The sequence below is a fragment of the Tenacibaculum pacificus genome (assembly GCF_027941775.1).
GTDB lineage: Bacteria > Bacteroidota > Bacteroidia > Flavobacteriales > Flavobacteriaceae > Polaribacter > Polaribacter pacificus_A.
In genome coordinates, this window is the sequence record NZ_CP115917.1 from 2,546,322 (window position 1) to 2,561,828 (window position 15,507).

Here is a 15,507-nt window from a genome sequence, read left to right on the forward strand (position 1 = left end):
CAACAACAGACTTTGATTAAACATAAAAAAACCTAAATAATACATGTATTATTTAGGTTTTTTTATGTTTAATTCTTTTATTTAGTAAATACTTGACTTATATACTACTGATTAATAGTCCAAGAAATGTAATACATTGAGCCAATTAATCCAGAACCAGGAGCAACAACATATTCTTTACCTCCTAAGTTAGTACCACCAACTTTAATTCTTGATTTTAAATTTGGAATAGTATAGTTTATCTGAGCATCTAATACAGTTCTACTATCAATATTTCCGTTTAAGAAACTAGATTGCCATAAGAATTCATTTTGCCATCTTGCATTTAGATTGAACCCGAAGTTTTTAAACAAATTAGGATTACCAAACATTACTTTTACTTGATGTTCTGGGGTATTAAAACCAGGTTGAAAATCTTCATCATCTTCTTGATTAAATATTAATTTACTTAATGTGTAATTTGCTCCAAAATTAAATGTTTTAAACACTTTTGTCGTTAAACCTACGCCAATACCATAAGACTCTACTTTAGCTAAGGTATTTGTATTTAAAGTAAACTCTGTTAAATCTTCATTTTCAAATGCATCTTTACCACCAACAAAACCTTCATAATTAGGCACTACTACTGTTTTAGTAGCTGTAAAATTATCATATTGATTATAATAACCATTTATATCTAATTCAACAATGTTAGTAGATGTTAAATTTACAATACTTCTATATCCTAATTCATAAGATGTTACTTTTTCAGGCTTTACTCGATTAGGGTTTACACGTACATAAGTACCATCTTTTAACATAAACGCATTATTAAAAACATCTTGTCCTTTAATAATAGTATTAGGAATATTCTCATTTTCAACTTCTACTAAAAAACGTTCTATATTTTCTGATGAAGTTCCTAATAAAAATTGATTTGGACCCGATTTCAATCCTAAATACTGTTCTAATGTACTTGGAGTTCTAAAACCTGTTTGATATGAAGCTCTTAGGATTTTATTTTCTTTAACAGCATAATTTAAAGCAACCCTTGGTGAAAAATTACCATCAAAGTTTTTTGTTTTATCATAACGAACAGACCCAGTAAACTTTAAACGATCATCTAAAAACTTCTTTTGTAGCTGTGAATATATTCCATACATATCAAATTCAATAGGATCTTCTTTATCTGTAAATAAAGTACCTTCTGAATTAATGTTAAATTTACGGTAAGAACCTCCTACTTGAAATTCACCCCATTTAATAATATCTCTAAAATTATAATTTACATCAGCATTATATAAATTGGTATTGTCTTTTATGCCTGCTCCTCCTTCACTAATAGAAGTATCTTTTATTTTAGCTAATGCTCTGTTAAAGTCTACTGTTCCTGGTTCAAGCCTACCCATATCAGCAAAACTCCTTGCTACATTATGGTTCCCTGATTTTATATTTGGTATTAACCCTCCAAATGCAGCTCCATATTCAGTAAACCACTTTTTATTAGATTTATAATCCTGATTTAAAGCAATCCCTGCAAAACGTAAATCATAGCTTATTCCTGTAGTATTAGTAGTGTAATAAGCACGAGCAAAGAAATTCTTACCTAAAACTTCTACTTTATGCTGTTGAACAAGAAATTCTTGTTGAGAAAACCTATTTGAACCTTGATATAAATTATCTCCTTCAGAGAAACGTGAATTAAGTATTACCTCTAACTTTTCATTTCCCATTGGTCTAAAATGTAACGATGCATCAAACTTTAAACCACTACCATCATAATCATATAGTTCTTTCTCTGCATATCCTGTTCTAGTTACAGTTCCTATATCTTTAAATGGACCTGTAAATGTATAAGCAATCTCATCTCCATAAAAATTTACTCCATCATAATCAGGTGTGTCATTTCTATTTCCTTCTTTAATAACACCTCCAACACCTGTTGTGTTCGATGCATCATTTGCATGCCATTCTTCAGCTTTATAAACAACTAAATTTGCTTTTGCTGCAATATAATTATTAAACTTATATGCCATTCTAACACCAACATCATGAAATTGATGTGATCCTGATTCTTCTTGATTGATAAAACCTGTTTTATAATAAGTACTTATTCCATCATAATCAAAAGGATTTTTACTTTTCATTAATAAAATACCGTTAAATGCATTTGCACCATATAAAGCTGAAGATGCTCCTGGAAGTATTTCTACATCCTTTACATCTAATTCTGATAGCCCTACAATATTACCTGCTGAAAAATTTAATGCTGGTATTGAAGTTTCAACACCATCTACTAACTGAACAAATCTTGTATTATCAAAAGTAGAAAATCCACGGGAGTTAATCGATTTAAAACCATAACTTGCTTCTCTAGAATCTACTCCTTTTAAGTTTGTTAATCCATCATAAAAAGAAACAGAAGTATTATTTTTAATATCTGTAAGTCCTAATCTCTCAATAGTTACTGGTGATTCAATAATTCGTTCTGGAGATCTAGAAGCTGAAATTACAACTTCATCTAAGGTTGTATTTTCTTTTAAAATAATATTTAATTCTTGATCTGCATCTGTTATTTCGATTACTTCTTTACGATATCCGAAAGCAGAAACTTGAATAACAAATGGAAATTCAGATTTTACTGTTAGCGTAAAACTTCCATCAATATCTGAAACAATTCTACTGTCTAATGAATTAATAATAGCACTTGGAAAAGGCTCTAGGTATTCATCATAAACCTTTCCTTCTATTATAACCTGTGCCGAAATAGCAATACTATAAATAACAAAAAAAAGTAGTAGTAGTAGTTTTTTATGCATATTGTTTTGTTTAGTTTAATTGTAATAAGATTATTGCTCTAAAGCAAATGAAATAGGAAAGCCATATTTTACAGAAACACGTCCACCATCTTTTTTTGCTGGAATAAATTGAGGTAATTTAGAAACTACTCTAACTGCTTCTTTATTTAATATACCTCCATTTCTAGGACCTAAAGTTTTAATGTTTTTTACTTCACCATTTTTATCAATAATAAAACGAACCCAAACTTCTCCTTGAATAGATTCTTGAATAGCATCACTTGGGTATCTAAAATGTTTAGAAATATGCGCAACCATTTTTTCATTAAAACAATTAACACGATCACCTTTTTTCACTTTTTTACAAGCATTAAACAAAGGGATTTTATCAACAGTATTAAATTTTGCAGCACTTTTTAATTCTTCAATAGATAATTTCTTTTTTATATCTTCTATATTTGTGTTTGATGATATAGATTTAGTAACTTCTAGATTTTCAGTTACTTTTTTAACCTTAACAAGACCTATACTTCCAATACTAGAAAGCTCCTTTTTCTTTATATTTTGTCTCTTTTTTAAGTGTCTTCTACTTGCAGATACTGTAACCGATATTTGTCTTGATTTTTTATTTTTTTTAGATTTTTTAATAGTACATTTAGTAATACTAATAGTATTTAAATCTAAATCCGTTTTATCTGGAGATTCACAAACTTCTTGTGATATAACATTAATTGAAAAGAAACAGGTTAACACTAATAATAATAATTCTCTCATAGTATAAGGGGATTAAGCTAAATAATTACTTAAAAATAATAGCAATTAAAACAAGCTTATAAGCTATACAAAGATACGTTTTTTTTTTTAAAACAGAAAAACCTTAATTTATCATTAATAAATATTTAATTTAAAGTAAAATTCATAGGGAATTTGTATATAACATTTGCTAAAAGACCTTTTTCTTTACCTGGAGTAAACTTAGGTAATAATAATACAATTCTCATTGCTTCTTTTTTCAATACATCATTATCTTTTTCTCCTTGTATTTTTACATCCTTTACTTCTCCATTCTTATCAATAACAAAACTTACTTCTAAATTACCTTCAACACCTTTCTTTAAAGCTTCCTTCGGATATATAAAATTATTAATAATATGTTTTTCCATTTCATTATTAAAACATTCAATATTATCTGATGAATCTTCATTACAAGATGCGAATAATGGAATATTCTCTACAGAATCAAAAGAAACAACTTGTTTTTCAGCTTCTTTTTTTAGCATTATTAATAATTCGGCATCTATTTTAGTTGTTGTTTGACTATCAACAAGTGCTTTTGTTTTTAAATTACTAGCTAAATGAACAACCTTATTTAAATAAATACGTTTTTTTAAATATCTTGTACTCGAAGCAATAACATATTTAGTTTTTTGTTTTTTTGTTTTTGTAACTTCTTTTCCTACTGCACATTTATTAATAGCATTAACATCTACTAGTACTTTCTTCTCTGAAAGACAAACTTTTTGAGAAAAAACAGATAGCACACTAAAAAAAACGGTTAATATTATTAGTATATTTTTCATTAGAATTTCTTTTAATTTTAAACAAATTATCCAACAGTTTTTAAAACTATTGAACGACATCAAATTATTTGATTTATCTATTTAAAAAGAATGATATGTAATTCTAATTTAGTTTGAAAAGTAGTATCAAAAGGAAATTTTGATATAGCGGAAGGTGTTCTTTTATTATTTTTCATTTTCTAGGGGGAATAAAATGGTTAAAATATTTTCTCTCTAAGAGATACCTCAATATACAACAAAAAGCACATAGACACAAAATATCTATGTACTTTTTACATTAAGCTATGTTAAACTAAGTGTTTACTCTATCGGTAAATCGTCTTCGTATAAGAAGTTATTGTAAGGAAATCGTTGAATATGTATTTTTTTAACTTCGTTATACACTCTTTCTTTAAAATCTTCTAAATTATCTTTATTTAATGCTGATATAAAAAGACTTTCTTTTCCTAAATCATTCATCCAAGTGTTCTTCCAATCATCAAGTGTATAATGATTTTTAGATTTCTCGGTGATTAAATCATCCTCATCAATTGTTTCGTGAGTATAAGCATCAATTTTATTAAAAACCATTAAAATTGGTTTATTTGAAGCACCTATTTCATCTAAAATTTTATTTACAGATGCAATATGATCTTCAAAATTTGGATGACAAATATCAACTATATGTAATAATAAATCAGCTTCACGAACTTCATCTAAAGTAGATTTGAATGACTCTACTAATTGTGTAGGCAACTTTCTAATGAAACCAACAGTATCGGTCATTAAAAAAGGAATGTTCTTAATTACAACTTTTCTTACCGTTGTATCAAGAGTTGCAAATAATTTGTTTTCAGCAAAAACATCACTTTTACTAATTACATTCATTAAAGTCGATTTACCAACATTGGTATATCCAACTAATGCAACACGTACCATTTTACCTCTATTCTTTCTTTGAACTGCCATTTGACGGTCAATAGTAGAAAGTTTTTTCTTTAATAAGGTAATTTTTTCTCTAATAATACGACGGTCAGTTTCAATTTCGGTTTCACCAGGTCCACGCATTCCGATACCCCCTTTTTGCTTATCAAGGTGAGTCCATAACCTTGTTAATCGAGGTAATAAATATTGACATTGTGCCAATTCTACTTGTGCTTTTGCAGAACTTGTTTGCGCTCTTCCTGCAAAAATATCTAGTATTAAATTTGTTCTATCTAATACTTTACATCCTAATTCATTCTCAATATTACGCAATTGCGCAGGCGATAATTCGTCATCAAAAATGGCAATACTGATGCCCTTTGATGCGATATACATTCTTACTTCTTCTAATTTACCAGTTCCTAAAAAAGTTTTAGGATTTGGTTTTTCCATTTTCTGGACAAAGCGTTTTACAGCAACTCCTCCTGCTGTTAAAGTCAAAAACTCTAACTCATCTAAATATTCTTCAGATTGTTTTTCGTTTTGTTTTTGGGTTATAATACCAATTAAAACCGCTTTTTCGATTATTTCTTCACGTGTTTCTTCCATACCCTGCAAAAATACAAATTTATCAATTGAACAACTCTTTTTTAATTTGTTCTTTATATACTTTGTTTTGTTTGCTGATGTTTTATTTAAATAGATATCAAAATATTTTAAATAATTATCAGAATTTAGTTTGGTTGCCTAGCCCCGATTGAAGCAATTGTTTGAGCTCTTTTTTGTTTTTTTCAAACAAAAAAAGCGAGTGCGGAAAGCGGGAAATAGCTTCAAATAATTTTTAAAATTAAAGCATAAAAAAACACTCACTTTTTACAAAATGAGTGTTTTTTAAAATATTTTTTAGGCGATAAAAAAAATTAAAGATGTTTTAAATCTTGATAAAATCTTCAAATGCCACATAATAAGGCTGATCTTTAAAAACAGGCATTTCAACACTTTTTGAATTTGCAATACCAATACCTGCAAACCAAATTTTTGCATTTTGTTTTTTTGCATGTTCTTTAAATGTTTCCATCCATAAAAAATCGTAATCTTCGGGTGTTTGAATATTATTTGTTGTTTTTACTAAAACAAAAATAGTAGGTTCGCCTTTTTTATATAACACAAACTGAGGATGTTTTTTTAATGCGCTATTAATAGCAACAAACTCATAGCCCATTTGCTGAAGCTTTTTACCAGCAATATTCATCCCTAAATTATGAAGCTCTTGTTTAGTAAGTACTTGCATTATTTTTTCTTATTACGCATGTTATAATTCTTATCTCCTTTTGTTTTAGGCTTCTTATATTTTTTCGCAATTTCTCTACGATAAGAACCACCTTGATTAGTTTTACTATTCTTTTCACTTTTTTCAATGAAAAGCAGGACCAGGAACATACTCTAAAGAAGTTCTGTTTTTATTCTTTTCTCCGTCTTCTTTCGGTCGTTCTTCCTCTGTTAATTCTTTAGAAATTTCAACATGCTCAGGAATTTCGAATAGTGGAATTTCATAATTCATCAATTCTTCAATTCTCGCTTTAGCTGGTAATTCTGCTTCTGTTGAAAAAAGAATTGAAGTTCCTTCTTTTTCTGCACGACCAGTTCTACCGATTCTGTGCATATAATTTTCAGGAAAATAAGGTGTGTTAAAGTTAATTACGTGGGTAACTTCTGATAAATCTAATCCACGAGCAATAACATCAGTTGCTATTAAAATACGTTTTTCGCCTTTATTGAATTGTTCAATAGAACGTAAACGGTAATTTTGTGTTTTGTTAGAGTGAATTACACACGATTGCCCAGGAAAATCTTCTTTCGTACATTCAAACAATCGATCGGCATTCCTTTTATTCGGAGTAAAAACTAATACTTTACTATATTCTTTTCTGTTTGATAATAATTCACCTAGTAAATTAACCTTTGTATAAAAGTTAGGTACATCGTAACTAATTTGCTTAATATTATCAAGTGGAGTTCCACTTACAGCGATAAAAATCTTTTTAGGAGCGATAAAGAAATCATCAATTAATGCTTCAACTTCTTGAGTCATTGTTGCCGAAAACATAATATTTTGACGACGAACAGGTAATAATTCAAAAATGTTTAATAATTGAAATCTAAATCCTAAATCTAACATTACATCAACTTCATCAATCACTAACTTTTGGATTGATCTTAACTTTAAAATATTACTTAAAGCTAAATCATATAAACGACCTGGAGTAGCTACAATAATATCTGCACCTTGTGCCACAGCTTCTTTATGTCTGTTTAAAGGAATTCCTCCAAATACACCTACAGTGTGTAGGGTCATAAACTCAGAAAGCTTTTCAATTTCACTAACTACCTGCACCACTAATTCACGAGTTGGCACAACAACAAGTACTCTTGGATGCTGTTGTTTTGAAAACTTCAAATCACGAAGTATCGGTAACATATAGGCAAAAGTTTTACCTGTACCTGTTTGAGCAATACCAACAACGTCTTTACCTGAACGAATAATAGGAAAGGCTTCTTCCTGAACTGGTGTTGGGTTTACAAAACCTAATTCTTCGATAGCGTTTTGTAATGGATTTGATAAATCTAAATCTTGAAAAGTAATCATTTGCATTAATTTGGTGCAAAGGTACGTTTTATAAGCTCAAATATCACAAGTATATTTCTTTGGATAAAATGTCTTTGTTTTTAATCACAAAAAAAACCGATACATTACTGTATCGGTTTTTATATTTTTTTTGATTTTTAGTAGATAAAAATTTTATCCTCCAAAATCATCAAATCGGATATTTTCGTCAGCAAGACCAAAATCTTCTCCCATTTTTTGAACAGCATTGTTCATTAATGGTGGACCACAGAAATATAATTCTAAGTCTTCTGGTGCTTCATGTTTCGCTAAATGCTCATTGATTACTACTTGGTGAATAAATCCTGTAAACCCATCTCCAGCTTCATCATTTACATCAGTTTTAACTTTCCAGTTATCCGCTTCTGTTGGATCAGATAAAGCAATAAAAAATTTAAAGTTAGGGAAATCTCTTTCTAAAGCTCTAAAATGTTCTACATAGAATAATTCAGCTTTTGAACGACCACCATACCAATAAGTTACTTTTCTACCAGTTTTTAATGTTCTGAATAAGTGATATAAGTGAGAACGCATTGGTGCCATACCTGCTCCACCACCTACATATAACATTTCAGCTTCAGATTCGTTGATAAAGAATTCACCATAAGGTCCAGAGATTACACATTTATCTCCTTTCTTTAAGTTAAATATGTATGAAGAAGCAACTCCAGGATTTACATCCATCCATCCACCTTTCACTCTATCAAAAGGAGGTGTTGCAATACGTACATTTAACATAATTTCTCTTCCTTCGGCAGGATAAGAAGCCATAGAATATGCTCTTTCTACAGTTTCTGTATTTTTCATTACCAATGGTCTTAAACCAAATTTATCCCAATCTCCTTCGAACTTATCTGGAGTCTCATGTTCTTCTGGATGCGCAGTAATATCCATATCAGCATAGTTTACCTCACAAGCTGGAATTTCAATTTGAATATATCCACCTGCTTTGTAACCCATATCTTCTGGAATTTCAACTACAAATTCCTTAATAAAAGTTGCAACGTTGTAGTTTCTTACAACAACTGCATCCCATTTCTTAATTCCAAAAATTTCTTCAGGAATAGAAATATCCATATCTTGTTTTACTTTTACCTGACAAGATAAACGAACTCCGTGTGCTAATTCTTTACGTGTAAAATGAGGTGTTTCAGTTGGTAAAGCTTCACCTCCACCAGAATTTACATGACACTCACATTGCACACAAGATCCACCACCACCACAAGCTGACGGTAAGAAAATCTTTTCTGCTCCTAAGGTAGATAACAATGTACCTCCTGAAGCAACTTCGATTACTTTATCACCATTAATAGTAATTTTTACTGGTCCTGATGGTGCTAATTTTTGCTTTACAAATAATAACAACCCTACTAAAATTAATAGAATTATTAAAAATGATATAACTGTTACAGCTACCGTACCCCCTGTACTTACTTCTAAAAACATCATTATTCTATAATTTTTTTAGTGTTATCAGCTAATTTTTCAGCTTGCTGTTTTGCTTCTTCTTTCTTTTCTATTTTGATTGCTGCTTTAGGAGCTTCTGGTGTTTTTACTTCTTCGTCACCTCCTGTTAACATACCTCCAAAACTCATAAACCCGATTGCCATTAATCCAGTAATAATAAAAGTGATTCCTAATCCTCTTAATGGTGCAGGAACGCTTGAATATCTGATTTTTTCACGAATAGCTGCAATTGCTAAAATTGCTAAAAACCATCCAATTCCTGAACCAATACCATAAGTTAATGATAATCCTAATGTTGGAATTTCACGAGATTGCATAAATAATGATCCTCCTAAAATTGCACAATTTACTGCAATTAATGGTAAGAAAATCCCTAAAGAGTTATACAATGCTGGTGCAAATTTTTCAACAATAATTTCTACCAATTGTACCATGGTTGCAATAGTTGCAATAAACATAATAAATGATAAGAAACTTAAATCGTAACCTTCATATTCAGCTCCTAACCAAGATAATGCTCCTGGTTGTAATAAATATTGATCTAATAACCAGTTGATAGGTACTGTTACAGCAAGTACAAAAATAACGGCAGCTCCTAAACCTACGGCAGTTGCTACTTTTTTAGATACTGCTAAGTAAGAACACATTCCTAAGAATGTAGCAAATACCATGTTATCAATAAATATCGACTTGAAAAATAATTCTAAATGTTCCATTTTTCTATATTTTTAATGAATTCTAACTCGGTTAGTCTTCAATTAATGCTTTGTTTCTACTACGTTGTATCCAAATAATAATACCTACAACAATTAATGCCATTGGAGATAATAACATAAATCCGTTATTTTCATATCCTAAAGCATATAATCCTGTTTGTTCTATTGGATCTCCTAATACTTTAAATCCTAATAAAGTACCAGAACCTAATAACTCTCTAAAGAAACCTACTGCAATTAAAATAGCTCCGTATCCTAATGCATTTCCAATTCCATCTAAGAATGATTTCCACGGACCGTTTCCTAAAGCAAAAGCTTCAAAACGTCCCATAATAATACAGTTGGTAATAATTAAACCAACAAATACCGAAAGTGTTTTACTTAATTCGTAAGCAAAAGCTTTTAATACTTGATCAACAATAATTACTAAAGCAGCAACTACTATTAACTGTACAATAATTCTAATTTTAGAAGGAATAATATTTCTCATTAAAGAGATTACAACGTTTCCTATACCTAATACAAATAATACAGAAACTGCCATTACTATAGAAGCTTTAAGTTCTGCTGTAATTGCTAATGCTGAACAGATACCTAATACTTGAATCGTAATTGGGTTGTTATCTAATAACGGATCTGTAATTAATGCTGCGTCTTTTTTTGATAAAAGTCCCATATTTATTTCAATGTTTTAAAGTAAGGCACGTATAAACCTAATTCAGATTTAATCATTGCAGCAACTCCATCACCTGTAATTGTTGCACCTGCAATAGCATCTACCTCGTTATCATTTTTATCTTCGTTCTTCGGATCATTATTAGATTTTGAAACTCCAATTCCTTTAAAAGAACCGTTATTCATTAAATCTTCTCCGATAAAGTCATCCATAAAATAGCGTTGCTTTATGTTTGCACCTAAACCTGGCGTTTCTCCTTTATGATCGAAAAAAGCACCTTGAACTACCATGTTTTTATCCAACGCAACATATCCCCAAATAGCATCCCAAAGACCTTTACCTCTAATTGGTGTGATATAAAACATTTTACCGTCTTTTTCTCCCACAAATACTGGTAATTTTCTTGTTTTCCCTGCTTTTGCAGCTGTTTGCTGTTTTTTTACATCGATTAAATATGCATTCGCATCTTCAGTAATATTAGTACCTTCAATAACGATTTGTTTTTTGATGTATTTTGAAAACTCACCAGCTACTTTGTCTTTAGAAACAAAGATTGCACTAGATTCATCATTTTCATTTATCCCCATAGCATACAAAATATTTTGTTGCTTTTCGATACGTTTATTTGCATCAATCATTGGGCGAAGCGATGAAGCTGTAAAAGCTAACAACGCACCTACTATTAATACCATACCAATGGCAAAAAGTAGTGTATATACATTACTGTCTGTTCTCTTACTCATAATTAGGCAGTTTTAACTTTAGTACGTTTTAATCTTCTCTTTATATTTCCTTGAACCACATAATGGTCAATTGTTGGAGCAAAAACGTTCATTAATAAAATAGCTAACATTACTCCTTCTGGATATGCAGGATTGAATACACGAATCATAATCGAAATAAATCCGATAAAGAAACCATAAATCCATTTTCCTTTGTTAGTTTGCGATGCTGATACAGGATCAGTAGCCATATATACAGCTCCAAATGCAAAACCTCCAATTAATAAATGTTTCCAGAAATCTAAACTCATTAATCCGTAAAACTTACTTGTTTCACCAATCCATCCTAAACCAACTACTTGATTAAAAACAAATCCCATTACTAAAGCTCCAATTACTGCTGATAACATAATTCTCCAGCTTCCAATCTTTGTAAAGATTAAGAATAAAGCTCCTAATAAAATTAAAAATGTAGATGTTTCTCCTACTGAACCAGGAATAAATCCGAAGAACATATCAGAAACAGAATGTGTTAATGGTTGAGATTGTGCTAAACTACCTAAAATAGTTTCACCTGAAATTGCATCTGCAGTTCCAGCTAATTCTCTAGCATCAGCCACCCATACTTTATCTCCCGACATCCAAGTTGGATATGCGAAGAATAAAAATGCACGTATTGTTAATGCAGGATTTAAAATATTCATTCCTGTACCACCAAATACTTCTTTACCTATAACCACACCAAATACTACGGCTACAGATAACATCCATAAAGGTAAATCAATTGGTACAATTAAAGGAACTAACATTCCTGTAACTAAGTACCCTTCTTCTACTTCACGCCCTTTAATTACAGCAAAAATAAATTCTACTACTAATCCTACTACATATGATACAATTACTAACGGTAAAATTTTTACTAAACCGATTAAGAAATTATCCATATTCCAGAAATCTCCACTAAAGAAAGACATTCCTTCTGTAAATCCATTGATTGCAGCGTTATGTTGATAACCCGCATTGAACATTCCGAAGATTAAACAAGGTACTAATGCCATAATAACTATGTTCATTGTACGCTTTAAATCATCAGCGGCCTTAATATGAGTTCCTCCGTGAGTTGTCTCATTTGGCAAATATAAAAAAGTATGGATTGCGTTAAACGCAGGTGCCATTTTAGTTCCTTTATATTTTTCTTTTAAATTATGTAAGTTTTGTTTTAAGCCCATATCTTATCCTAATTCTTCTCTCATTAAATCTAATCCTTCACGAATTATTTTCTGGTGAGGTTGTTTAGACACACAAATAAATTCTGTTAATGCGAAATCTTCTGGTGCAATTTCGTAAGCTCCTAATCCTTCCATTTCGTCAAGATCTTGATATTTACAAGCTTTTAATAATTGCATCGGATAAATATCTAAAGGAAAAACCTCTTCATATGACCCAGTAACTACAAAAGCTCTATGCTCACCGTTTGTATTGGTATTTAAGTCGTATTTTTTCTTCGGATTTAACCAAGAGAACGTAAATGCTCTTGATGTAGAAACCTTGTTAAATACAGGCTTATTCCATCCAAAAAACTCATAATCATTTCCTTCAGGAATTGCAGTTACTATGTTTTCATAGTATCCTAAAAATCCTTCTTCATTAACCTGAAGACCACTTAATACGTTTCCGCTAATTACACGTGCATTATCAGCTTCTAAATTTCCTTTTGTAAGTGCTCCAATATTAACTCCAGCTATTGCTGATACATATTGTGGCTTTGAAAATTTAGATCCTGCTAAAGCAATTGTACGCTTTGCGTTAAATTTACCAGTTAGTAATAACTCACCGATAACTACTAAATCTTGAGGAGTAACAACCCATACAACTTCACCTTTATTAATAGGATCTATTTGTGAAATTTGTGTACTCACATTACCAACAGGATGTGGTCCAGATACGTTGTGCAATTCAACTCCTTTCATTCCTTTAAACGGAGATGATGTTGAGCTTTTTGCAACAGAAACGTGTACTTTACCTGCTGTTAATTTAGTTAATGCAGTTAATGCGGTTTGTAATTCAGCTTCTTTACCTTTTAAGGCGTAATCATAATCGGCTGCTAAAGGTGCACTTGCGTAGGCAGATACAAAAATTGATTTAGGTGCTTGATTCGGATTTGCAACCACGTCATACGGACGCTGTTTTACAAATGGCCAGCAACCTGAAGCAAATAAGTGATTTCTCACTTCTTCACCAGACATTGCATCAACATCTTTTTTACCAAAATCTTTGTATTGCTGCTGTGCATCAGCAGTGATTTTAATTGCTAAAACTTTTCTTCTGGCTCCACGAACGATTTCTGAAATTTTACCACTAACAGGGCTTGGAAATAAAATGCGCTCATCACTTTTTGAATAAAAAAGTGCTTGACCTGCTTTTACTTCGGTACCTTCTTTTGCTAAAATTTTTGGAATAACGCCGTGAAAATCATCTGGCTGAATTGCAAACACGCCACCTAACGGAAGTTCGGTAGTTATTTGCGCTGCATCGCCAACGAGCTTGATGTCCAAGCCTTTCTTAATACGGATGTCTTTTGACATAGGAACTGAACTGATTAAATTGATTTTCTATAAAAAAAAACAAATTTACAGATTTTGATTTTTTCGAGTAACTATTTATATTTATATCTTTTAGATAGCTCTTTATTTATATCTATTCTAAATAAATTATTAATTTTACCTTACATTTTGATACATTTGCATTTATGATAAAAAAGCTATTAATCTTTGTATTTAGTACATTACACTTAATAATTAATGCACAAAATATCAAAACAATTCAATTACGCCCAAAATATAACACGAATCAATTTACGGCAATTGTAAAACTTGGGCAGGTTTTAAAACTCTCTTTTGATGATTTAGAGGCTGATAATAAAGAATATCAGTATAAAATTGCCCATATGACACACGATTGGAAACCGAGTAGCTTAACTTCTAATCAATATATTGATGGTTTTGATGAAAATGAAATCATAAACATCACCAATTCTTTTAACACACTTCAACCTTATACACATTATAGTGTTGATATTCCTAATCAAAATACAATTATCACCAAAAGTGGAAACTATTTAATTTCTATTTTAGATGAAAATTATGACGTAGTATTTACAAGGCGCTGTGTTTTTTATGAAGATATTACAACTGTTGGCGTTGCCGTTTTTAGAAGTAGAGAGACCAAATCAAATAATGAAAAACAAACCATTCAATTTACTGTAAATCATCAAAATTTAAGTATTAACAATGTTAATAAAGAAATTAATATTGCCTTATTTCAAAATCATAATTGGAACACAGTTCGATATAATATTCAACCTAAATTTATAAAACCAGCACAATTAATTTACAATCATACTCTTGAATCAAATTTTTGGGGAGGTAATGAATTTTTAAATTTTGATAGCAAATATTTACGTAGCACCAGTTTTAATATTGCTAAAACCGAAAGAAAAGATATTTATCACAGTTATTTATATACCAATGAAGAACGAGTAGATAAAAAATACACTTACAATCCTGATATCAACGGGCAATTTATAATAAGGACTTTAGAAGCAAACGACCCAAATTCAGAAGCTGATTATTCTATGGTTCATTTTTCGTTAGCTGCTTATGAAGCGTATCAAAATAAAGATGTTTATATTTATGGTGCTTTTAATAATTATCAATTATCCGAAGAAAATAAAATGAAATATGATGCTATTTCAGAAAGATATAAAGCCAAAATAAAATTTAAACAAGGCTTTTACAATTACAGTTATGTTACAGTCGATAAAAATAAAAAAATAAATTTAAACGAGATAGATGGCTCTTTCTATCAGACTGAAAATGAATATACTGTTATCGTATATTATAAGCCTTTCGGCGAAACTTACGACCGTGTTATCGGACTAGGGAATGGATACTTTAACCAAAACAGGTAACTTAGCAGTATCTTAATTGATTAAAGTAAAA

At 30.4% G+C, this 15,507-nt stretch carries 12 protein-coding genes and 1 pseudogene; 1 reads left to right on the forward strand and 12 read right to left on the reverse strand.

Annotation, left to right across the window (positions count from 1 at the left end; translation table 11 throughout):
• Positions 1-104: 104 nt before the first annotated feature.
• From PG913_RS11600 to PG913_RS11655, 12 genes and pseudogenes are all read right to left on the reverse strand, one after another.
• On the reverse strand, positions 105-2,798 hold the full coding sequence (locus PG913_RS11600; RefSeq protein WP_271230846.1) for a TonB-dependent receptor: 2,694 nt from the start codon (positions 2,796-2,798) through the stop codon (positions 105-107).
• A gap of 30 nt (positions 2,799-2,828) precedes the next feature.
• A complete protein-coding gene (locus PG913_RS11605; protein ID WP_271230847.1) occupies positions 2,829-3,551 on the reverse strand; it encodes an energy transducer TonB in 723 nt (240 codons plus the stop codon).
• A gap of 125 nt (positions 3,552-3,676) precedes the next feature.
• Complete coding sequence (locus PG913_RS11610; RefSeq protein WP_271230848.1) at positions 3,677-4,357, reverse strand: energy transducer TonB; 681 nt, start codon at positions 4,355-4,357, stop codon at positions 3,677-3,679.
• A gap of 300 nt (positions 4,358-4,657) precedes the next feature.
• Positions 4,658-5,869: a GTPase HflX gene (gene hflX / locus PG913_RS11615; protein WP_271230849.1), complete on the reverse strand. Its 1,212-nt coding sequence runs from the start codon at positions 5,867-5,869 to the stop codon at positions 4,658-4,660.
• A gap of 322 nt (positions 5,870-6,191) precedes the next feature.
• Positions 6,192-6,551: a Na(+)-translocating NADH-quinone reductase subunit F gene (locus tag PG913_RS11620; protein ID WP_271230850.1), complete on the reverse strand. Its 360-nt coding sequence runs from the start codon at positions 6,549-6,551 to the stop codon at positions 6,192-6,194.
• Positions 6,551-7,904: pseudogene (locus tag PG913_RS11625) on the reverse strand (DEAD/DEAH box helicase). Before PG913_RS11625 ends, PG913_RS11620 begins: the two are co-directional and overlap by 1 nt.
• A gap of 156 nt (positions 7,905-8,060) precedes the next feature.
• Positions 8,061-9,371, reverse strand: a complete 1,311-nt coding sequence (gene nqrF, locus PG913_RS11630) for an NADH:ubiquinone reductase (Na(+)-transporting) subunit F (RefSeq protein WP_271232175.1) — start codon at positions 9,369-9,371, stop codon at positions 8,061-8,063.
• 2 nt (positions 9,372-9,373) lie between these two features.
• A complete protein-coding gene (nqrE, locus tag PG913_RS11635) occupies positions 9,374-10,108 on the reverse strand; it encodes an NADH:ubiquinone reductase (Na(+)-transporting) subunit E (RefSeq protein WP_271230851.1) in 735 nt (244 codons plus the stop codon).
• 31 nt (positions 10,109-10,139) lie between these two features.
• Positions 10,140-10,784 carry an NADH:ubiquinone reductase (Na(+)-transporting) subunit D gene (locus PG913_RS11640; protein ID WP_058886083.1) on the reverse strand — a complete coding sequence of 215 codons (645 nt, stop codon included), beginning with the start codon at positions 10,782-10,784 and terminating at the stop codon, positions 10,140-10,142.
• Positions 10,785-10,786: 2 nt separating this feature from the next.
• Positions 10,787-11,527 (reverse strand): Na(+)-translocating NADH-quinone reductase subunit C, encoded by a 741-nt coding sequence (locus tag PG913_RS11645; RefSeq protein ID WP_271230852.1) that lies wholly within the window; start codon positions 11,525-11,527, stop codon positions 10,787-10,789.
• 2 nt (positions 11,528-11,529) lie between these two features.
• Complete coding sequence (locus PG913_RS11650) at positions 11,530-12,735, reverse strand: NADH:ubiquinone reductase (Na(+)-transporting) subunit B (RefSeq protein WP_271230853.1); 1,206 nt, start codon at positions 12,733-12,735, stop codon at positions 11,530-11,532.
• Between the two features lie 3 nt (positions 12,736-12,738).
• Positions 12,739-14,091 (reverse strand): Na(+)-translocating NADH-quinone reductase subunit A, encoded by a 1,353-nt coding sequence (locus PG913_RS11655; RefSeq protein WP_271230854.1) that lies wholly within the window; start codon positions 14,089-14,091, stop codon positions 12,739-12,741.
• Between the two features lie 164 nt (positions 14,092-14,255).
• Here PG913_RS11655 and PG913_RS11660 point away from each other — a divergent pair, with 164 nt between their 5' ends.
• On the forward strand, positions 14,256-15,476 hold the full coding sequence (locus PG913_RS11660) for a type IX secretion system plug protein (protein ID WP_271230855.1): 1,221 nt from the start codon (positions 14,256-14,258) through the stop codon (positions 15,474-15,476).
• The last annotated feature ends 31 nt before the right edge of the window (positions 15,477-15,507 follow it).

Bases quoted from the DNA above. Each gene is read 5' to 3' on its own strand.
- nqrE (WP_271230851.1), bottom strand. From the start codon at position 10,108: ATGGAACATTTAGAATTATTTTTCAAGTCGATATTTATTGATAACATG.
- hflX (WP_271230849.1), bottom strand. From the start codon at position 5,869: ATGGAAGAAACACGTGAAGAAATAATCGAAAAAGCGGTTTTAATTGGT.
- nqrF (WP_271232175.1), bottom strand. From the start codon at position 9,371: ATGTTTTTAGAAGTAAGTACAGGGGGTACGGTAGCTGTAACAGTTATA.
- PG913_RS11655 (WP_271230854.1), bottom strand. From the start codon at position 14,091: ATGTCAAAAGACATCCGTATTAAGAAAGGCTTGGACATCAAGCTCGTT.
- PG913_RS11640 (WP_058886083.1), bottom strand. From the start codon at position 10,784: ATGGGACTTTTATCAAAAAAAGACGCAGCATTAATTACAGATCCGTTA.
- PG913_RS11600 (WP_271230846.1), bottom strand. From the start codon at position 2,798: ATGCATAAAAAACTACTACTACTACTTTTTTTTGTTATTTATAGTATT.
- PG913_RS11660 (WP_271230855.1), top strand. From the start codon at position 14,256: ATGATAAAAAAGCTATTAATCTTTGTATTTAGTACATTACACTTAATA.
- PG913_RS11650 (WP_271230853.1), bottom strand. From the start codon at position 12,735: ATGGGCTTAAAACAAAACTTACATAATTTAAAAGAAAAATATAAAGGA.
- PG913_RS11620 (WP_271230850.1), bottom strand. From the start codon at position 6,551: ATGCAAGTACTTACTAAACAAGAGCTTCATAATTTAGGGATGAATATT.
- PG913_RS11605 (WP_271230847.1), bottom strand. From the start codon at position 3,551: ATGAGAGAATTATTATTATTAGTGTTAACCTGTTTCTTTTCAATTAAT.
- PG913_RS11645 (WP_271230852.1), bottom strand. From the start codon at position 11,527: ATGAGTAAGAGAACAGACAGTAATGTATATACACTACTTTTTGCCATT.
- PG913_RS11610 (WP_271230848.1), bottom strand. From the start codon at position 4,357: ATGAAAAATATACTAATAATATTAACCGTTTTTTTTAGTGTGCTATCT.